The sequence below is a fragment of the Chryseobacterium geocarposphaerae genome, assembly GCF_002797535.1.
GTDB classification, from domain to species: domain Bacteria; phylum Bacteroidota; class Bacteroidia; order Flavobacteriales; family Weeksellaceae; genus Chryseobacterium; species Chryseobacterium geocarposphaerae.
Genome location: NZ_PGFD01000002.1, coordinates 16799 through 37466 on the forward strand (window position 1 = coordinate 16799; position 20668 = coordinate 37466).

Below are 20668 nucleotides of genomic sequence, written 5' to 3' on the forward strand. Positions count from 1 at the left end.
AATCAGTTTGGATGATTTCATTTTTTGAAAGACTTTTTGAAATACAAAAAAAAACGCATCAACATCTTTTTTCATGGCTGCCTTTTTCTTTGGGTGATATACTGTATATACTTTTAGGAATTTTTATTCTATATTCCATCATTAAGCTCTTTAAAAAGAAAGACAGGAATACAACCATCATTAGATTTCTTTTGATCATTAATATCCTTTATTTCTGTTACCAGCTATTTTGGGGAATGTTATATTTTCAAACCCCAATTCTCCACAAGCTTTCAAGTCAGAAAGAACCCGATATCAGTAAAGCAAAAGTATTGGCTCTTCAATATCTCGAAAAATGTAAAGCAAGCAGAAAGATGGTACGTGAAGATAAAAACGGAGTCTTCATTATTTCCGATCTCAATGCTGTTCAAACTGAAATCCTTTTGAGACAAAAGACAATCCCTCAATATATTTCCTCTAAAAAGGCTTCTCTTGTTAATTCATTTAAGCCAAGTCTTTTTAAAAATGTCATGAGCTTTACCGGCATATTGGGATACTATAATCCTTTCACAGCAGAGGCTCAATACAACTCAGAACTTCCTGCCACATTAATTCCTTTTACTTCCGCCCACGAAAGCTCCCATCAATTAGGCTTTGCCAGGGAACAGGAAGCTAATTTTATCGGTTATTTGATAGGGATTAGCTCAACAAATTCCGACCTGCGTTACAGTACCGAATACTTCACTTTAAAAAGCCTTTTAAGGTTCATAATCGAAGAAGACCCTGATTTTGTAAAATCAATACAAAAAAACTATTCTGAAGGAATGAAAAGAGACCGGGCATTTGAAAAGGCATTCATGCTGAAACATCAAAGCTGGCTGGATGATTTCTTTGGATTTACCAATAATTTGTTTCTTAAAAGTAACCAGCAGGAGGGTTCTATCACCTATTCTTATTTTATCGACCTACTATTGAATTACGAGAAATAGTTAGTAGTATATACAAAAAAGAATCGTATCAGGCGATACGATTCTAAAAACACAAATGATGAAAAAAAATTTATTACCTTGACTTGTTCCCTCATTCAAGGCGTTGTAAAAATACAACAATATTTATAAATAAAAAACTTATTTTTCCTTTTTATTAATTTTTATGAAAATTTTAAGATTTTTTGAATTTATTTTAAGGCTTTTTTAGAATTCGAAATAATTCACCAAAAAGATACTTATTTATTTTAACAAAATAGCAAGATTTGCTTATTAAAAAATATCAAAAGATTTAGAAAGAAGAATTCATTATTTTATACCAAAAGATATTTTATGGTTAAAACTATACTTCTGAAATATAATCAAACTAAAATGATTATAAAAGAAATACATGTCTTATTATGAATAAAAAAACGCAATTATTTCTAATTGCGTTTTTAGTAGCGGGAACCGGACTCGAACCGATGACCTTCGGGTTATGAGCCCGACGAGCTACCTACTGCTCCATCCCGCGGTGTATTTTTGAGTACCTACCGAAAGTACTTTTTGTAGCGAAGACGGGAATTGAACCCGTGACCTCAGGGTTATGAATCCTGCGCTCTAACCAACTGAGCTACCTCGCCTTTTTCGTGGTGCAAATATATAAATTATTTCTTTCCCTCCAAAATTATTTTGCATTAAAATATTCTAAAACATTTCCCACGTGCTCTGGCTTACTGATAATCTTATTGTTAGCATCTAAAATAAAATACGTTGGTGTAGCATGAATGTTGTAAGTTTCCGAGTAAGAGCTGTTCCATCCTTTCAATTCTGAATCGTTGATCCATGGGAATGCCGCTATTTTACTCGTATATGAGCTTTTATCAGTATCTAAAGACAGTCCAATAACCTGCACCTTTTTAGCCTGTAATTCTTTATATTTTGCAAGCAGTTGCGGAAGCTCACTTTCACAATGTGAACATGTGGATGACCAGAAAATAATAATCTTTTTATCTGCCTTTACATCATGGATTGACTTTGCGTCTGTATTGACCGGAGACTGAAATTTATAATTAGGAAAAACAGCTCCTAATTCTACATTTGCATTTGATTTTATGGTAGAAGCCAACCTGTCTGTAATGGTACACTTGAGGTTTTTTGCAAGACTTAAATACTTATTTTTAAACTCAGACATATCATATACATCAAAGATGTCAATCAGCTCTGATAAAACGGTTTGTCCACGAGGTGTTTCCACCTTTAATCTGTCTAATAATTTATCTACGGATGCTGTAACATTCGTATTCCCTCCGTTATTTAAATAAGCTACCAATAATGGTCTCAACAGAGAGGAAGTTTCCAGCATATCATTCGATTTATCTATAAAATTAATAATATCATCCTGGGAAACTTTTTTAGTATTTTGAGCAGATAAATATTTGTTATAATTTGTATTATAATAGCTTACAAAAGGAAATTTTGACACATTCTCAATATCATTTCCCGAAAGTCTTCCTATCTCGGTTTTTAACGCTTTTCCAAAATCAGTATTATCTTTATAATATTCTTTGATTTGGGATAAAGCAGGCAGTATAACTTCTTTCTTTTGGGATAATTCCTGAATACTACTCATTAAAGCATTAGCATCATCAAGATAAATGATATCCTTCACTTTGGCGCCATCTGCTTCAAGTTTAATGTTCACATCTTTATTCTCAGAAATAAAAGTGACTGTATTATTGGTATTAGGAAAATAAGCCTTCATCATCCCAGAATAGGCTTTTGGATACTTAAATGTCCATACATTATTTTTTTTCTGCTCTTTTGTAACAATAATGTCCTTAGATCCGTTAAGTGTGTATAAAATAGCATCCTGTTCTTTGAATCCTTCCGGTGCTTGAATAGTCACTGAAAACTGAGCATGGATGGATAATGCGGTAATCATCCCAGACAATAAAAGTATCTTTTTCATGACGTAAAAATAAAAAAACTCCCTGACTAATCAGAGAGTTTACTATTATTTTAATAAAATTTTTTATATTTTTTGGCTTTTATATTTTTTAGCAAAGTAAACAATTGTCAGAATTGCAACTATCGCTAACACATAAACATACATATCGATTGGAGATGCCTGGGCTCCCGGTGTTCCAGTGTCACCTCCAGTTCCTCCAGGTCTGGCTGTAGGGGGAGTGGGAACTTCATTTTCAGCGAACAATAATCCACTAAATAACAAATATGTAAAACTTAGTAAACGTAATATACTTTTTTTCATTTTGCAAATTTAAGAAGGTTAATTATAGTTATCTTTCAATTTTAGTTTGTACTGTTTCTCCTTTATCTGAAACAATTTTAACTACATAAACAGTTTTTAACTTTTTCTGTAATCTAATTGTAAAATCAGATGCAGCATCAACATTTTTTTCAGAAACCACTAATTTCCCACTCATATCAAATACCTGAATTGTAGCTTTTTTCCATTTAGGATCAAATTTCACAATATAATCATCAATTGCAGGGCTATATGCAACAACAGTTCTTGAAGGAGCATTTGCTACTTCGGAAGAGCCTAGTACAGAAGAAGGCAGACCGTAATATAAGTCATATTCCTGCTCTGCATTACCTGTTGCAGCTATAGTCTGACCTTGACTAATTGGTTGTAAAACTCCATTCGGTCCTTTAAAATAGAAACCAATACCAGTAGATAGATCATGCACGCCATTAGGAAGTGCACTTCCATTTTCTTTTATAAAAAATTGAAATGAAGATATATTAGAAGTATATCTTACCATCTTAATATTTTTCCCTACGAAACTATCATTGGCTTCGTTAATGTATAGCCAGTAACTGTTCTGATAGTTTGGATCGTATCCTCCATTTACAGCATCTTCTTCATAAGTACCTAAATCGTAGGTGTTGCTATTACCAACTTGAGATGTTGCATTAACAGAGTGTCCGTTAATAGAGGAAGGAGAAACTACATAATAAGTTCTCGCCAGCTCTTTTCCATTAGAATCCAACCCTACTACCGCTAACTGTTTAACACTTCCTGTAGTATTGTTTGTTCCATTTTTATTTGCAGTAGGTGAATAAGTTGTTCCTGCTGCTCTGGAATGATAGTTAAATCTTCTCAGGTTTGCAAAATTTAAAGTTGGGGCCGGACTAGCCGTATTATCGTTCAATTTAATGACGAAAGAACCAAAAGGTCTTACATTTAAATATTCCGTATCACCCACCCAAATATTACCCGATCTGGTAACAAATTTAAAACTGATTGCACTACCTCCGGAACCTGCTACGTAGGTTGTTCCTCCGGCTGTAGGCTCAAATCTTATTCCGTATAAATTACTTATAAAATCGGGATCTCCCGGAGTTATAAGGTTGTTCAAGTCTAAGTTAGTCAGATATGGATTACCGAAGAAATAAAGATTTTTTCCGAAATCTGAACCATCCCAAACATTATTTCTTGAATAGGCAAAATAATCGCCCAGATAAGTATTATACTTTTCATTATAACCATTAACAGCACTACCTCCTGCTCCATAGTTTACCGTAGAGCCGGCTCCTGATAAGGTTACCTGGGAGTTATCTAGGTCAGATACCGGCTTCCCGATTACTGTTCTAGTAGTAGCCAGACCATTATTAGCCCATGCTGAACCGGTGCCTCCTCCACCTAAGATATAATATGAATAAGCCGGACGGGCAGTGGTTCCTAGTGTTGTTGAAGGTAAATTATCAAATACTGTTAAAGCATTATTCCAAACAAGCGCCTCATTTTGGCTCCATCTTGTTGTATTAAATGTTTTTCCTAATTCTGACAGCGTAGAGAAATCTTTTCCCCAAAAAGGAAGCCCGATTTGCTGATATGCACCATGATTAACAGATGTAAACTCCTGATTTACAACACCAGTGATGTTGTTTTGTGGAATACCAGAAATATAAAGCTGGCCATAAGTATAGTTCAGAGTTGAGAGTGGAACAGTTTGATCTCCTAAAGGGGCAGTATTACGTAATGCAAAGTTACCTGCCTGATTAAGTTTATTAACAAAAGAGCCCCCAGTATTTCCTGTAATAATTTCAGTACCTGATGCATCTAAATTTCTGAAAACATCAGTTGCTGCTCCTTGAATCATAAAATTCCCGTGGTTTTCAACGGTTCCAGTACCTTTTGTTTGTACTCCACCTCCACTATAGACCAAGGTACCTTGACTTACGTAAACATTAGCTGAATTATCGACATGTAGTAGCTGCGCCTGAACAGAACACATCGTAGCCAAAAGTGCTATAGTTAATAAATTTTTTTTCATTGTATATTATTTTTATGTGTTAATATAATAAAATACTCTATGCAAATATATAATTTTTTTTAACAAAAAACTATAAAAATCATTTAGTTACCAAAATATTATCAGCAGTTAATATGATTTCCTTTTGCTCGCCTATTTCAAACATATAGTCTTCAAGCACTTTTTCTGTAGTTCCTCTTAAACCTCTTGCTCCCAATCCTTTTTCCATTGTTTCTTCCACAATTTTTTCTATAGCTTCATCGGTAAAAGTAAGTTTAATGCCATCCATTTTAAATAGTTCAACAAACTGGTTTACAATAGAATTCTTAGGTTCTTTCATAATTCTCACCATTGTTTCTTTGGTAAGTTTTTCCAGGTAAGTAATGATAGGAAATCTTCCCAAAAGCTCGGGAATCAAACCAAAAGATCTTAAATCTATTGCATTGATATTCCTTAATACATATTCATTTTCGTCTACTTTATTTATTTTTTCTGAGCTGAAGCCAATCGCCTGCTTATTCATTCTTCGCTCAATAATTTCTTTAATTCCGTCGAAAGCTCCTCCTGCAATGAATAAAATATTCTGAGTATTTACCTGGATGTATTTCTGATCAGGATGTTTTCTTCCTCCCTGTGGCGGAACATTTACAATACTTCCTTCCAATAATTTTAGTAAACCCTGCTGCACCCCTTCTCCGGAAACGTCTCTTGTGATACTCGGGTTATCCGATTTTCTGGCAATTTTATCTATCTCATCAATAAATACAATTCCCTTTTCTGCTTTTTCCACATCATAATCCGCCACCATTAAAAGTCTTGAGAGAATACTTTCTACATCTTCTCCTACATATCCAGCTTCAGTAAGGATGGTTGCATCTACAATACAAAACGGAACATTCAGCTCTCGGGCAATGGTTTTTGCCAATAATGTTTTCCCGGTTCCCGTCTCCCCTATCATAATGATATTGGACTTCTCAAGCTCAACCTCTCTATTTTCATCTTTAGCATGAAGCAACCTTTTATAATGGTTATACACTGCTATGGAAAGTTGTTTTTTAGCCTGATCCTGTCCGATTACATACTGATCTAAAAAACTTTTAATTTCTTTAGGCTTTTTTAATTCATCGATATTTTCTGCAGGCGAGTATCCTGTCTTTGAAGCACTGTTTTTTACAATTGAATGTGCCTGTTCGATACAGTTTTCACAAATAAAACCATTCTGCCCGGAAATCAGCATCTGTACTTCATTTCTTTTTCTTCCGCAGAATGAACATTGATTTGAGTTCATTTTATATAAATATATATTATTAAAGAAAATCGTAAAAAATTACTTTTTTACGATCTCATTTATAGGTTAAGAATTAATAATCGAATGTTGAATTTCTGTATATTCTTCTACAGATAATTTCAGTCTTTCATTTCTGAAGTTCATATCTTCCATTTTATTTAATGGAATCAAATGAATATGAGCATGAGGAACCTCCAGTCCTACCACCGCAACTCCCACTCTTATACAAGGAACTGCATTTTTAACTTTCTTAGCTACTTCCTGAGCAAATCCCCAAAGATTTTTATATTCTTCGCTATCCAGATCAAAAATCAGATCGACCTCTTTTTTAGGAACTACCAACGTATGTCCTTTTACCAAAGGCATTGCATCTAAAAATGCAACAAAGTTTTCATCTTCAGCAACTTTATAAGCCGGTATTTCGCCGTTAATTATTTTAGTGAATATTGTGCTCATAATTTCTAAGATTTTGTTTTCTACAGAGTGATTTCCAATACTTCGAAAGACAGTTTGTTTCCGTTTGGCAAAGTAATTTCAGCAGTTTCTCCTACTACTTTTCCTAATAAACCTTTAGCAATAGGTGTATTTACAGAAATTTTACCAGACTTCAGGTCACTTTCGTTATCCGGAACCAAAGTAAACACCTGCTCCTGTTTTGTACCGTTATTTTTAAGCTTCACCGTTGTCAAAATTGAAACTTTAGAAGTATCTAATTGGCTTTCATCTATAATTTTTGAACTAGAAATAACGTCTTTTAATTTAGAAATCCTCATTTCAAGCATCCCCTGCGCTTCTTTAGCGGCATCATATTCAGCATTTTCAGACAAATCCCCTTTGTCCCTAGCTTCTGCAATCTGCTGGGTAATTTTAGGTCTTTCAACAGTTTCCAACTGTTCTAGCTCAGCTTTCATTTTGTCTAATCCCTCCTTTGTAACATAGCTTGCCATAATTTTCGAAATTTAGTTTTAGTATAAAAAAATAATCCGACATTTGCCGGACAATGTTTTCGTGTAATAATCGTTTAATTTTTACAAATATATAAAAATTTAAATTGAAATGAAAAAAAGTTTTTCAATCCCATTTATTTTAACAACTCTGATTTTCAGTATTTTAACCTTAAACTCCTGCGGAAGAACACAGGATACGGTAAACTGTTTTCCAAGCAGCCCGATTAATGTCACATTAAACCTGAATCTTCCGGCATACTATGATCTTAATAACACCGGCGGATGGATTTATATTAACGAACAACAGTCTGGAACGAGAGGATTAATCGCCGTAAGAAACGGTTCTTCTTTTAAAATATATGACCGAAATGCACCTCATCTTTGTCCGGATACCAATACTACTCTTGAGGTAAAAGATGACATTTATATTTTATGTCCAAAGGATAACACTAAATGGTTATTATTAACAGGTTCACCCACGGACGGAGCTGCTACAGGATTACCTCCGAAAACATATACTTATAATTATGATGCTTCATCCAATATTTTAAATATTTATTATTAATATGAAAGTGGTTATACAAAGGGTATCCGAATCCAGTGTAAAAGTAGACGGTACTATTGTAGGTGAAATTGGAAAGGGATTGATGCTTTTGGTAGGAATTGATGAAAATGATGAAAAAACAGATGCAGACTGGCTCGTCCAGAAGATTTTAAATCTTAGAATTTTCGGCGATGAAGAAGACAAGCTCAATCTTTCCGTTCAGGATATTAAAGGTGAAATTCTTTGTATAAGTCAGTTCACCCTGATTTCTGATTACAAAAAAGGAAACCGCCCTTCTTTCATTAAAGCGGCGAAGCCTGATAAAGCGATTCCTCTTTTTGATTATTTCAAAGAGCAGATTTCAAACTCTGGACTCAAAACGGAAAGCGGAATTTTCGGAGCAGACATGAAAGTTTCATTAATCAACGATGGTCCTGTAACGATTGTAATGGATTCCATCACGAAAGCTTAATTTTACAACAGAATATAATTTATCTCAAACAATGAAAAAAACATTAGCTACTTTGGCAATTGTTGCCGGATTTACTACTTCTTTCGCTCAAAAGTCTTATACGGATGAGCAGAAAGCCTCTTATTATATTGGTCTTGATATTGCCCAAAACATGAAAAGACAAGGATTTGCTGTAGATCCTGATCTTATGGCTCAGGCTTTAAAAGATGAGTTTTCAGGTAAAGCAAGCTTATTCCCAAAAGAGGAGATGGGAACTTTTTTACAAGGGTTTATGCAGAAGCAAAATGAAAAGAAGCAGGCAGAAGCAAAAGTAAAAGCTGAAGAAAACAAGAAGAAAGGAGCTGAACTTTTGGCTAAAAATAAACTGAACAAAAAAATAACAACCACTGCAAGCGGCCTACAATACGAAGTTCTGCAACCTGGTGACGGAAAAGCTAAGCCAACCGCTTCAAGTACTGCCAATGTAAAATACACAGGGAAACTGATGGACGGAACTGTTTTTGACAGCACAGATAATCACGGCGGAAATCCGATGGATTTGAATCTTTCCGGTGTAATCAAAGGCTGGACAGAAGGAATCCAGTTAATGACGAAAGGAGCAAAATACAGATTTTATATTCCTTCAGATCTAGCATATGGAGATAATGGAGCTGGAGGAGTTATTCCTCCGGGAGCAACCCTTATTTTCGATATCGAACTGGTAGATTTTAAATAGATCTTTTATAATAAAAAAAGCGGCCTTTCAATTTATTTGAAAGGCCGCTTTTTTTATTAATTTGCAGGTACACTGCTGAAATTAAGTGCTATTTTTATATTCATGTCAGAACTTGTCTGATTTTTCAGTTCATAAACCGTTCTTACTGTAAGACCTGTACTTTTTACCACCTCATCCAAATATCCTGTATCATTTAAGTCTAAATTAATGCTTGAAGAACTCGTAGAGATATCAGATCTTGAAGCAACTAATCTTTCCCCGGTTCCGCTCGAAGAAACATAAACTTTAACTGATTTAAAGTCACTAAGATTACCTCCGGAAGGACTCACCACTGAAACTTTTGCATCAGATATCCTTACATCTTTTATTTTAGCATTATTATTTCCTCCAAACCAGGTCTGAACATTGGAAGCTGTCGCAGTAGAAGACACCTCTTTATTGGCAGGCACTCCGGTAGAAATCAATACATTGGCAGTGTAAGGAAATGTATTCTGAACAAGAGACTGTACCGTTCCGCAGCTTACCAAAGCCACAGAAGCTATTATAGCTGTTGAAAATATATTTTTCATAATATTTATTTTACAGTTTCATTTACATAAATTATACCAAATCTACTCTACCTTCACAGAAAATGTACCGGTAATTTGACCATCTGCCATATTGTTTTTTCCTATAATCAACCAAACCTCTCCTTTTTCGGGAATATCATATGTGATTTCTCTTCCAAAAGGTCCATCCATCTTTCCATCCGGAAGCTTAATTTGATTAAACCTTATATTGAAATCGTTTTGCTTGGTAAGAATCTTTGCGTTTAACTGGGGTTTTGAATAGCCTGAAATTTTAAGGATCAGTTTATCATGATCTTTGGTAAATTCTTCCTGTATCAGTATCGGAAAATGATTTCCTTCAACAGTTTTTATGATGACTCTGCCATTTTTTTCTTCAGCAGTAACCGGACTGTTTACCTCAGCAATTGTGTCCGCGCTTTTGGCATCTTCTTTCTTTATAACTGAATCTGCCCTGTTTTCAGATTTTTCTTTTACACTTACTGAATCAGGCATTTTTATTTCTGTACTTTTCACTTCTTTTTTACAAGAGAATAAAATAATCGGAATGATGAATAGCAGCTTTTTCATATGTTATTTTTTAATGGATTCGTAATATAAAATCTTGGAAAGGAATGTAGCTTTGTTACTTTCCGTTCTCTCATCATTAATTTTTGTTTTCATTTCCTTCGGAAAGGCCTGTTCCAACATTTCATCATTATAATTCAGGGAATGCAGGAATTCAAAATTTCCTTTATGATTCCTTATATTATATTGTGTTGCCATTCCGCCCCAGTTGAAATAACTGCAAACCAAAATCATTCCATAGAAATACCACAGCATCTGGTTGAACAGAAAAGCATTGGTTTTTTGCTTCTGAATTTTTATAAAAGTTACTACCAATCCAATAATACTCAATATTAAAAATGCGTAAACTCCCAGTCTTTTATAAGTTAATCCCAGCTGCTGAACATATTCTGTATTTTTAGCCATCGCAGAAAATATTAAAACCGCATTCAGAACGACCCATATTTTAGCAAGCATCTTTAGTATTCCTGCATTTTTATCAAAATTAAAAGCTCCTTTGAAATAGAACATAATTACTGCAATTGCCATAATAATGCTAAAAATAACCGAAACTACTCTTTCATGTGTTTCATCTGAAAGCTGAGAAGGGGTCTTTGGAGCTTCATAAAACTGCTCATAGTTATAAGTGAAAATAAAGAACACGAGCATTATATTTAATACTAAGAAAGTTATTATCCCGCTTGTTCTTTCCAGATCAAAGGTCATAAAGCTAAAAGAAGGCTTCTGAGGCTTTTCCTGAACCGAAAATGTATTATTTAAATAATGATTTTGCTTATAGATAAATCTGTCTACTGAAAAATTCCAGAAATTGAACGCAATAAAGAACCCCAGAACGGCGAGTCCGAAAAAATCAAGAAAGTTGAAATCAAATTCAATATTGTCAAACAAAGTGGCAAAATGATCACTTCCATAGGTATAAATGCAGAAGAATACAATTATAAAAATGGCAGGAATAAGAATAATGGCTATCGTTTTCTGAAGCATACCTGAAGTATTGAATTTCGGAAGCCATTTTTCAAAGCTGAAAAAACGACAGAAAAAAGTAAAGAAATTCGTCACAAAAACCGGAACAATAAAAAGGGTTTTCAGTTTTCTTGTTTTTGATTTAAATCCTAAAAATAAAAGTGATGCCACAACTGCTAATAGTGACGGAAAATCCCGATACCAGGCAAAGGCGATACTGGACAAAATAGAAGTGACAAATAAAATATAAAACGTTTGGGTTTTATTTTTTTCCGGAGTTGCGAACAAAGCAAGCACTGCATAGACTATTCCTAGAATCCCAAGATTAACTCCAGGTGTTTCGCCATAAAAAAGCACTACAAAGAGTACGGTTGTAAAAAGGATAAGATGATACGTTTTCATAAGGTGAGTTTTCATAAAATTTTAGATTAATAAAAAACCGGACTTTCTTTCTGCCGGAGAAAATCACTGAGGTTCTCAAAATTTTGCCACAGCAATTCTTCAAAATTCAGATGATGAAATTCCTTCATATTTTGCCCTTTTCTGTATGCCCTGATATACATTTTAAAATATTCCGGAAGGATAACCGTTCCCAAAACAATGGCAGCCAAAAGATGTGCATTGAGTTTTCCGTTTCCCAACAGAAGGTACTGCATAGCAATTTCCTCTTCAAACTGAGTTCCTATTCCTGTGATCAAATGGTGAACGTCGTGATTCTCCATTTTCGGAATCATTGAAAAGCCATGTTTCTGATAAAATTCGCCCAACTTTCTTCCTAAAGAATCTTTATGGAACTCCAGCAATTGTTTTTCATTAAACTGCCATTTTCTTTTTTTCTTTTTAAAGTATGTTCTATAGAGCTTTTGTGTTCTATTGTAAACGAAGAGTAAAAATTTGACACGTAGTTTTTTCATTATAACCGATTAATTTTAATAATATTCAACGAAATATCGCACTACAATAAGAATTGGGATTATAAAAGGAATAAATAGAGAAAATATAAATCCACTGTTGAAGAGATTAGTTCTAAATTCTTCACTATTATTTTTATTGAAAAAAACATCAACAAAATAACCTAGAAAGTAAAAGACATTGGCAAGAAGAATGAAGAAAAAATATCCTACAAATTGGAAGGACATTGTAAACAAGGTCACTTCAAAAGTGTCATCATAAGGAAAAATAAGAAGTTCACCTAAAAGCCAATATAAATTAAATGATACAAAACCTGAAATTAATAGCCCAACATTATATTTAATTCTTCTATTAAACCACCACTTTCCAAGATTATATTTTTCTGATTTTACCATAATTGTTTATTTTAAAACTTCAGAATTGAAATTCCGATAAAAAAATAAAGAATTGCTATAGGAATATTTATACAAATAATTGCTGATGCCTTACAGCAAACATTAAATTGAGATTTATTAAATAAGCCATAAATTAATAAGCATACTATTACTAATAAATTAACTGGCGTTGCAAATTGTAATAGTGTAAATCCATACGAAGCAAAATCTTCATTTTTAGTAATTAAATATCCTAGTAAACATATATTTCCAAGCGCGAAAAAAAGTCCAAAAACTGATTTTCCGAAATAAACTACAGATTCATTTTTCATATAAAAATTTTATGTTTGAGTTAAAGTAAAAACTGTTATTTCCGGACGAACCATAAACCTTACCTGAAAAGAATGTCCCAATGCACGGTTGATGTACAACATTCTTCCGTCTTCAAGATCAATTTCACCAGAAATATATTTTCTGTTTTCTACGAGAAGAACTGGCGTTATTACTCCGGGAATCCGTCACTGTCCTCCATGAGTGTGGCCGCTTAGGATCCAGCCTTGATATCCATTCCACACATCCTTGTCACAGACATCAGGATTATGGCAAAGCACAAGATTCGCTTTTGAAGCATCATAATCTTTCATTACACTCATTGGATCAAAATTGGGAGACCACAGATCGTCGAAACCAATAAAATTTAATCCGTGAGATTCTTTCTGTGCGTTTTTCAGCATGACAATTCCTTGGCTTTCCAAAATCTGACAGGTAATTTCTGAAGAACCCAAATCTTTCCAATTCTTACCATAGTCATGATTTCCTAAAATTCCAAAAGTTCCCAACTTACCCATCACGGCATTGCCCATAACTTTTTTTAGCTTTTCATGATCTTCGGCATTCCCATGATTTACATAATCCCCGGTGTAAACCACAAAATCAGGAGTAAACTGTTTCGCTTTTTGAAACGCTTCTATCAGGAAATGATAATCAAACCGTTCACCAACATGCAGGTCTGAAATCTGCATCAAAACTTTCCCCTCCAGTTCTTTTGGCAAATTCTTTATCGGAAGCTTTCTCTGTACAAATTCCACCCAAAATGGCTCTATTTGCCAGGAATATAATACCGGAAATGCTGCAATAATAGACAGTTGAAAAATTCTTTTTAAAAAATCTTTTCTATGCATACATCTTTTTATTAATTTCCAATAAAAGGTATCGGCAAAATTCCAACAACCATTTCGAGCCCAATCAAAACTAAAAACAGAAAAAGGAAACAACAAATCAAAATAGCTCCTACAACTGCTAGCTGATTAAGTTTTTTCAAAAAAATATTTTTATTCATACTCTTTTTAACTTCCTGCAAATGGGCTTCCGAAAATTCCTACTGCCAGTTCTATCCAAATTAAAAGAAGAACCAATAAAACAATTCCGCAAATGATTAATTTGGAAGAAAAAGATTTTTTGGAATTAACCACTAAACTGATAACGAAAGTGGTCCCAAAAAGCAGGATTCCGGCAATCACAAAATCCGGTAAAGACCAATTAAATCCTTCTACAAAAAGATTGCAGAAAAACGCCACTGCCAACAACAATGCAGGAACAGCGAAAATCAGAATGTTTGTTTTAGTGTTTTCATAATGTAATATTTAAATTATTCTAAAGTACTTTGAATTACAAAGTTTATAATTAAAAAAATTTGAGCTTATTTGCCTAATAGTTTTTCAAGTGCATTTAAATGTTCGGTAAATGCCAATCTTCCAGTCTGCGTCACTCTGTAAGAGGTCTTAGGCTTTTTACCCACAAATTCTTTTTTTACTTCTATATAGTTCGATTTTTCCAAGGCCGTACTATGGCTAGCTAGATTACCATCCGTGACATCCAAAAGGTTTTTCATTTCTGAAAAATCAACCCAGTCGTTTACCATAAGAACAGACATAATGCCTAATCTCACACGACTTTCAAATTCTTTGTTGAGCTGATTTATTTTAATCATTTTAATTTAATTAATCTTTTACTAAAGCTGAAAAAAAGTATTATATCATTTACTATCCACAGATGTCCAATAGAAAATAATAAAGAAAGGATTCCTATCAAATAAAACCAATATCCTCTGGCTTCACTTTTTCTTTCTGAATAAAAATCATATACATTTTTTAAACTTAATTTTTGATTTCCACTCGAAGAAGTCAGACCTTTTTCACTTTCAAACTTACTTAATTCTCTAGTTTCAGTATTAAATAAAAAATATTCATCGGAAGACATTTTACCGAGAATCAAATCATTTCTTTGTTCTATTTCCGAAATATCTGATAAAAATATTTCTCCAGTATTTTTATCCGAAATAGATCCATAATCAAGAATATCAATAAATAATAATTTATAGCTATTATTTAGCGGAACATACCATGTATCTCCAATTCCAATATCAATTCCTTTTGTCTGGGAAATAATTGTCGAGCCAATAAAGGCGCAAATATACAAAGTATAAAACCCAATAAATGGTGCACAAAAAGCAAAAAATAATTTGCGTGTTCTTTTTTGTTTATCTAGAATAAAACTTACTATAATGACAGCAATAATTCCAATGATAAAACTTAGAATAAAAATTGCCATGAGATGAAATAATATCACAAAACCTATCCCCATTACTTATACTTCTTATGCATAATCAACCCATACACTACATGAAGCACCCCAAAGCCAATCGTCCATGTTACCAATCCCCACCCAAGAAAGAAAAGAGAAAAGAGTCCCAGTACAATCTCACAATATCCTAAATATTTAACATCGGTTAATGTATATCGCTCCGCGCTCACTAATGCCAATCCATAGAAAATAAGAGTTGCAGGAGCAATAAATACAAAAAGATGGTGATACAAAAGTCCCAGGCAGAAAACTCCCCCCGAAACTAAAGGGACCGCAAAGGTAATCAAAAGTCTTTTAGTAGTCGCATCCCATATTTTCAACCCTTTTCTGCGGCTTTTATTCGCAGTAAAAATATATCCGCTTAAAAGAGCTAAGGCAAGAATAACAATCCCGGTAATAATTAACTCATTGACCAAACCTGCCTTAAAAACATTTCGCTGCCCGGCAAAATAATCAATTCCTTCACGCTGAAAAGCAAAGTACACATATATAGCACCTAAAATAGCTGCCAATCCGGCAAATACTCCAGACAATCCGCTCAAAGAAATAAATCTTGAAGAACGTTCCATCATGGAACGGATATGAGATAAGTCTTCCTGATAGTTTTTTGATTCCATATAAAGAACTTTGAAATACAAAGTTAAAATTAAATTTCAAATTTCAAAATATTTTTTTAAAATTTTCATATGTTTTTATTAAGGCCTAAAGAAGAAGTTATACAAAGTACATTATCCGTGGAAATGACTGGAATCCCTTACTCTTGATTGGAGCAGATTACAATTATATGCCTTGATAAAGAACTTTCAAACGTTTCCTGAACAGGGTTTAAAGAATATAAAAAACCTTGCCTATTCAGGCAAGGTTTAAAAAATATTAAAATTTGAATAAGAATTATAATGGGTTTTGTACAATAAGTGGATTAGCATTGATCTCTGCTCTAGGAATTAAATATTCCCATCTGTTATCTGTATTGGCAACAGTCAGTACATTATTAACAACAACTGAAGAATGGTTGGCTCCCGTTCTGTCTAATCCCTGATTTAATCTCTTAAGATCCAAGAATCTGAATCCTTCTCCCCAAAGCTCTATTCTTCTGCTGTTCAGAATTTCCGTGATATAAGCAGCACCTGTAGTTGTCGCACCTGTATAAGAAGGATTTCTATTAGTAGCAAGTGCATTGAACACCACTTTTGATCCAGCTTCATCTCCCAGTCTTGCTTTAGCTTCAGCTTCGATAAGATACATTTCTGCAGCTCTCATATATGGAACATCCACTCTACTGTCCGAAGTGCTTACAGATAAGAATTTCTGACTTGTATATGGAAACTTTGAATATGTTGATGGTAAAGCAAGTGCAGTATGCTGACCAGTAGGATCAACCACTTTTGTTCTTACGTCCGTAGCCGGGAACATAGCAAAAAGTTTGCTGTTCATTGCCTTAGGCGCCTGTCTGATATTGGTTGAATTATAATTTCTAGACATGTATGCTCCAAAATTTCCAAAATAATCAGTTTGGTCTGCAATAATGGTAGCCCCCCACATCCATTCACCATTACCTTCCAGGTTATTGAATCCTGCAGTATATGTTGCATTATTCATTAATGGAAAGCCGGCAAAACCACCTGTTACCGCTTCTCTTGCTGACTTAGCAGAAGATGCAGCCAAAGCATAATTTCCTTGAGTTAAAGCAACCCTAGCTCTTAAACCTAAAACAACTCTGTCATTAAAGTGTGATTTTGTTAGTCTTGAGGTACTCAGTCTTGATAATGCTTCAGTAATATCATTATTGATCTGAGTATAAACTTCTTCTACCGTATTTCTTGCCAACGGAACTTCATTCGCTACCAATCTGATAGGAACCCCAAGCTGACTGTTCGTTGTGTTAGGAACATATCTTTTTCCATAGAGTTGAACCAGCATATAGTAACTGAATGCTCTGAATGCATACGCTTCACCAATAGCCTGTTTTACAGTAGCAACGTCTGTCGCGTTTGCAGTGGGTACTGTTGGGCCATTTGCAATAACGAGATTAGCATTTCTGATCAAGGCATAGTAAAACTGGAAAGGATAAAAATCATTGGATCCGTTTTCATTTACCTGATCCTGCCATCTCACCGTTGAAACATACCAACCGTTACCGGTGGAAGGGAAAACCAAATCTTCTCCTAAGGCATCCATCATAATCATGATTCCTCCCTGCCCGTTTTGTCCCTGGCTGTTGTTTTGCCTGTAATACATATCTCTATGCATACCATTAATAATAGCCATAAGGTTGGAAGCACTTGAATAAGCAGATTCCTCAGAAACTGCCGTTGTTGGATCTGTTTCCAGGTAATCACTGCTACAAGATGAACTTAAAGAAAGTACCAATAATGTTGTGGATAATATTGCAATTCTTTTATATTGTCTTTTTATAATATTTTTCATAATCTTAATTTTAGAATGATAAGCTAAATCCTATTGTAACAATTCTCGCCGGAGTGTATCTGTTTGAAGTTGTTCCATTGAAAGTTTGTGCAGGTTCCAACCCTTTTCTTGCCGTTTTACTCCAGATATTTTCTCCAGATAATAATAATCTAAAAGATGTTAAACCATATTGTGAAATACTTTCCGGGCTGAAGCTATATGCCAAAGTAGCCTGTCTGAAAGTAATGAAGTCTGATTTTACCAACCATCTGCTGGATGCAGCATTTGAACTCGTATATGTTGAAGAGTTTAATGCAGGTACATCCGTGATTTGTCCAGGTGTTGTCCATCTGTTCAAAATATCAGTACTTAGAGCTCCTCCCTGAGAATAACTTGACATCAAAGATTGGTAATTGGAATCATATGTCATTCCGCCTAACTGATAAGTAAACATAGTGGATAATGACCATTGCTTATAAGAAATCGATGTTCCGAAGCTACCAAACAGATCAGGAATAGCCGATCCTGAGTAGTCATATTTAGCTTTATTAAAGTTAGTTGTCACCTGTGTTCCGTTCACTGTTCTGATATCAGAAGCCGTAGTACCAGCATAAGCATCAGCAACTAAAAATAATGGTGAACCATCAGCAGGATCAACCCCATACCATTGTCTCAACCAATAATCATACACTGAATGTCCCACAGAAACTTTTTTAGTTCCATTAATGATCTCAGTAATTCCTTGTGATAATTCTGTGACCTGATTTTTAAGAGTAGATGCATTTGCATTGATACTCCATGTAAAGTTTTCATTTTTAATAACATCTGCACTAAGCGCAAATTCGAAACCTCTGTTGTACATGGTTCCAACATTTTTACTGATGTTGTTTCCAGGAACACCACTAGATACAGGAACAGGAACAGGGAAGATAAGGTCATCTGTAATTCTGTTATAATAATCCACTGACCCCGTAATTCTGTTGTTTAAGAAACCGAAATCCAACCCAACGTCAGTTTGCTTATTAGATTCCCAAGTGATAGAAGGATCTGCTAAGAAACCAAATAAAATTCCCGGCTCCTGCGCGTTGTTGTATCCTAAGCTATAGGTACTCTTATACATATAGTAACTATTTGTTCCGTCATTTCCAACTTCTCCATAAGAACCTCTTAGCTTAAGATCGCTTATCAATCTTGAATCCTTTAAAAAGTCTTCACCTTTAATTCTCCATCCTGCTCCTACTGACCAGAATGAATTCCATCTTACATCTTTAGCAAATCTTGAAGAAGCATCCCATCTGATGGAACCGGATAATAAATATTTAGATTTATAATCATAGTTTAATCTTGAGAAAACACTCTCTTTTTTATAATTATCCGTTTGTGAAGTTACCGTAGTAGGTGTTACGAAATTGATCAGTTCATCATTATCATCTACTGTTTGCCCTTGTTTGTAAGCATTAAAGTACTCATAAATATATTTGTAATTTTCGTGCCCTAATAAGAATTCAAAATTATGAACGTCAAATTTACGCTTATAGTTTAGCAACTGGTTCCAGGTAAGTGTCTGTTCTGTAAATGTTGTTTTTTCAGCTGCACCAGCAGGAGCTGCATCTCCAATAAGCTTATTGACATATCTGCTCCTTCTGTTGTTTCTTATATCATATCCGACGTTAGTAGATAATGTTAAATACGGATCAACTTTAAATTCTGCATAAGATCTGGAAATAATATAATAATTTTTAGAAATATCCTTATTTAAAAGAGTTTCCTGAATTATGTTTCTTCCAGCCGCTGCATCAGCACCTCTTGCCCCTCCTGCATCATATACTATATTTCCAGCCGCATCATATAATGTTGCAAATGTATTAGGATCATGCGCATATGGGCTGTATATCGGGCCCATTGTTCTCGTCCAGTTATATGGATTAATGTAAGCAGTATTGTTATCTGCGCCATCAATAGAGTTGTTACCATTGGATGAAACACCACTAATACTTGTCCCTAACTTAAGCCAGCTTTTGATTTGAGAATCCACTTTCAATCTCGCAGTGAATCGCTCGAAATCAGATTTTATCAGATAACCGGTCTCATTAGTATAACTTACTGAAGAAAAATAAGTGGTTTTATTAGTTCCTCCACTATAGTTTAGCTCATAGTTTTGTCTGAAACCCGTTTTCATTAATGGACCTTGCCAGTCAAGATCTGTATACTTCAATTGAGCATTCGGATTTAAAACACCATCAACCACCAATAAATTGTCAGCAACATTAAAAACATTGGTCTTCAATACACCTGAGATCAAATTTGTTGTTGCATAAGTATTTGCCGCAGCAAGACCTGCCCCTGGGTTAGTGGTAAATCTACCGTTTCTTATAGCTTCCCAGATCAACGGATAATATTGATATACATCTACTCTGTCATATTCCGGAATAGATCTCCCGACATATCCTGTACTCATATTAAAATTCAGAACATCTGTTCCTTTTCTACCGGATTTAGTTGTAATTAGAACAACCCCATTCGCAGCGGCCGAACCGTATAATGATGTAGAGGCCGCATCCTTAAGAATGTTAAAAGAGGCAATATCATTGGGATTAATCGCAGATAAAGATCCGGTATAAATAACACCATCTACCACATATAGAGGAGATGTTGAAATTCCATACGAACCGATCCCTCTTACCTGAATACTGGGAGCACTTCCTGGCTGCCCGGTTCCCGTAGAAACTTTTACTCCCGGACTCGCTCCGTCTATTGCCTGTCCGATATTGGAAATCGGGCGATCTGCAAATTGCTTGGCTTTAATTTCTGTATTAGAACCTACTAATGTTTCTTTTTTCTGAGAACCGTAAGCAACAATTACAACTTCATCAATTTGCTTTTCAGTAGTTGTAGTATCCTTTTTAGTCCTCTGTGCTTCAACTATCTGACCGCCCGCAAAGAACAGAACAGCAGTAGTTATTAATGACAATCTTAACTTCATATTAACAAAATTTAATAATACAGAAGCAAATATGTTAATAAACATTAACATATGCAAATAT

Annotated in this window: 23 protein-coding genes and 2 tRNA genes; 5 read left to right on the forward strand and 20 right to left on the reverse strand. The window is 34.5% G+C overall.

Annotation, left to right across the window (positions count from 1 at the left end):
- The first annotated feature begins 11 nt into the window (after positions 1-11).
- Entirely contained in the window at positions 12-968 is a 957-nt protein-coding gene (locus tag CLV73_RS11540) for a DUF3810 domain-containing protein (protein WP_317044617.1), read from the forward strand.
- 438 nt (positions 969-1406) lie between these two features.
- Here the strand turns inward: CLV73_RS11540 and CLV73_RS11545 are convergent.
- The 8 genes from CLV73_RS11545 to greA form a co-directional block, all read right to left on the reverse strand.
- Positions 1407-1479: transfer RNA gene (locus CLV73_RS11545), tRNA-Met, on the reverse strand.
- Between the two features lie 35 nt (positions 1480-1514).
- Positions 1515-1588: transfer RNA gene (locus CLV73_RS11550), tRNA-Met, on the reverse strand.
- Between the two features lie 44 nt (positions 1589-1632).
- A complete protein-coding gene (locus CLV73_RS11555; RefSeq protein WP_100377062.1) occupies positions 1633-2916 on the reverse strand; it encodes a TlpA family protein disulfide reductase in 1284 nt (427 codons plus the stop codon).
- A 63-nt stretch (positions 2917-2979) separates the two neighbouring features.
- Complete coding sequence (locus CLV73_RS11560; protein WP_228424353.1) at positions 2980-3216, reverse strand: signal peptidase; 237 nt, start codon at positions 3214-3216, stop codon at positions 2980-2982.
- A gap of 28 nt (positions 3217-3244) precedes the next feature.
- Entirely contained in the window at positions 3245-5248 is a 2004-nt protein-coding gene (locus CLV73_RS11565) for a T9SS type A sorting domain-containing protein (protein WP_100377063.1), read from the reverse strand.
- 79 nt (positions 5249-5327) lie between these two features.
- Positions 5328-6515 (reverse strand): ATP-dependent Clp protease ATP-binding subunit ClpX, encoded by a 1188-nt coding sequence (clpX, locus tag CLV73_RS11570; protein WP_100377064.1) that lies wholly within the window; start codon positions 6513-6515, stop codon positions 5328-5330.
- A 66-nt stretch (positions 6516-6581) separates the two neighbouring features.
- Positions 6582-6971 carry an HIT family protein gene (locus CLV73_RS11575; protein ID WP_100377065.1) on the reverse strand — a complete coding sequence of 130 codons (390 nt, stop codon included), beginning with the start codon at positions 6969-6971 and terminating at the stop codon, positions 6582-6584.
- A 20-nt stretch (positions 6972-6991) separates the two neighbouring features.
- The gene (gene greA, locus CLV73_RS11580; RefSeq protein ID WP_100377066.1) at positions 6992-7462 is read right to left on the reverse strand and encodes a transcription elongation factor GreA; all 471 of its coding nucleotides are present in this window, start codon (positions 7460-7462) and stop codon (positions 6992-6994) included.
- A gap of 109 nt (positions 7463-7571) precedes the next feature.
- On the opposite strand from greA, the gene CLV73_RS11585 reads away from it, so the two are divergent.
- The 3 genes from CLV73_RS11585 to CLV73_RS11595 are packed head-to-tail and all read left to right on the forward strand — an operon-like array spanning position 7572 to position 9193.
- Positions 7572-8027, forward strand: a complete 456-nt coding sequence (locus CLV73_RS11585) for a hypothetical protein (RefSeq protein WP_100377067.1) — start codon at positions 7572-7574, stop codon at positions 8025-8027.
- 1 nt (position 8028) lies between these two features.
- Positions 8029-8478 carry a D-aminoacyl-tRNA deacylase gene (dtd, locus tag CLV73_RS11590; RefSeq protein WP_100377068.1) on the forward strand — a complete coding sequence of 150 codons (450 nt, stop codon included), beginning with the start codon at positions 8029-8031 and terminating at the stop codon, positions 8476-8478.
- 31 nt (positions 8479-8509) lie between these two features.
- Entirely contained in the window at positions 8510-9193 is a 684-nt protein-coding gene (locus tag CLV73_RS11595) for an FKBP-type peptidyl-prolyl cis-trans isomerase (RefSeq protein ID WP_100377069.1), read from the forward strand.
- 56 nt (positions 9194-9249) lie between these two features.
- On the opposite strand, the gene CLV73_RS11600 is transcribed toward CLV73_RS11595, so the two are convergent.
- From CLV73_RS11600 to CLV73_RS11630, 7 genes are all read right to left on the reverse strand, one after another.
- Entirely contained in the window at positions 9250-9762 is a 513-nt protein-coding gene (locus CLV73_RS11600; protein ID WP_100377070.1) for a hypothetical protein, read from the reverse strand.
- 42 nt (positions 9763-9804) lie between these two features.
- Positions 9805-10329 (reverse strand): hypothetical protein, encoded by a 525-nt coding sequence (locus CLV73_RS11605; protein ID WP_100377071.1) that lies wholly within the window; start codon positions 10327-10329, stop codon positions 9805-9807.
- Between the two features lie 3 nt (positions 10330-10332).
- On the reverse strand, positions 10333-11706 hold the full coding sequence (locus CLV73_RS11610; RefSeq protein ID WP_228424355.1) for a DUF4153 domain-containing protein: 1374 nt from the start codon (positions 11704-11706) through the stop codon (positions 10333-10335).
- A gap of 11 nt (positions 11707-11717) precedes the next feature.
- The gene (locus tag CLV73_RS11615; RefSeq protein WP_100377072.1) at positions 11718-12203 is read right to left on the reverse strand and encodes a Coq4 family protein; all 486 of its coding nucleotides are present in this window, start codon (positions 12201-12203) and stop codon (positions 11718-11720) included.
- A 15-nt stretch (positions 12204-12218) separates the two neighbouring features.
- The gene (locus CLV73_RS11620) at positions 12219-12596 is read right to left on the reverse strand and encodes a hypothetical protein (RefSeq protein ID WP_100377073.1); all 378 of its coding nucleotides are present in this window, start codon (positions 12594-12596) and stop codon (positions 12219-12221) included.
- 11 nt (positions 12597-12607) lie between these two features.
- The gene (locus tag CLV73_RS11625) at positions 12608-12907 is read right to left on the reverse strand and encodes a hypothetical protein (protein WP_100377074.1); all 300 of its coding nucleotides are present in this window, start codon (positions 12905-12907) and stop codon (positions 12608-12610) included.
- A 186-nt stretch (positions 12908-13093) separates the two neighbouring features.
- The gene (locus tag CLV73_RS11630; protein WP_317044618.1) at positions 13094-13756 is read right to left on the reverse strand and encodes a metallophosphoesterase; all 663 of its coding nucleotides are present in this window, start codon (positions 13754-13756) and stop codon (positions 13094-13096) included.
- Between the two features lie 250 nt (positions 13757-14006).
- Here CLV73_RS11630 and CLV73_RS18925 point away from each other — a divergent pair, with 250 nt between their 5' ends.
- On the forward strand, positions 14007-14210 hold the full coding sequence (locus CLV73_RS18925) for a hypothetical protein (RefSeq protein ID WP_157798785.1): 204 nt from the start codon (positions 14007-14009) through the stop codon (positions 14208-14210).
- A 64-nt stretch (positions 14211-14274) separates the two neighbouring features.
- Here the strand turns inward: CLV73_RS18925 and CLV73_RS11640 are convergent, their stop codons facing one another.
- The 5 genes from CLV73_RS11640 to CLV73_RS11660 form a co-directional block, all read right to left on the reverse strand.
- Positions 14275-14565: a winged helix-turn-helix domain-containing protein gene (locus CLV73_RS11640; protein ID WP_100377076.1), complete on the reverse strand. Its 291-nt coding sequence runs from the start codon at positions 14563-14565 to the stop codon at positions 14275-14277.
- Entirely contained in the window at positions 14562-15185 is a 624-nt protein-coding gene (locus CLV73_RS11645) for a hypothetical protein (protein WP_100377077.1), read from the reverse strand. The genes CLV73_RS11640 and CLV73_RS11645 overlap by 4 nt, the downstream gene beginning before the upstream one ends.
- 32 nt (positions 15186-15217) lie before the next feature.
- The gene (locus tag CLV73_RS11650; protein WP_100377078.1) at positions 15218-15835 is read right to left on the reverse strand and encodes a hypothetical protein; all 618 of its coding nucleotides are present in this window, start codon (positions 15833-15835) and stop codon (positions 15218-15220) included.
- Positions 15836-16109: 274 nt separating this feature from the next.
- Positions 16110-17645, reverse strand: coding sequence for a RagB/SusD family nutrient uptake outer membrane protein (locus CLV73_RS11655; protein WP_100377079.1), 1536 nt, complete (start codon positions 17643-17645; stop codon positions 16110-16112).
- Positions 17646-17655: 10 nt separating this feature from the next.
- Complete coding sequence (locus CLV73_RS11660; protein WP_100377850.1) at positions 17656-20607, reverse strand: SusC/RagA family TonB-linked outer membrane protein; 2952 nt, start codon at positions 20605-20607, stop codon at positions 17656-17658.
- Positions 20608-20668: the final 61 nt, after the last annotated feature.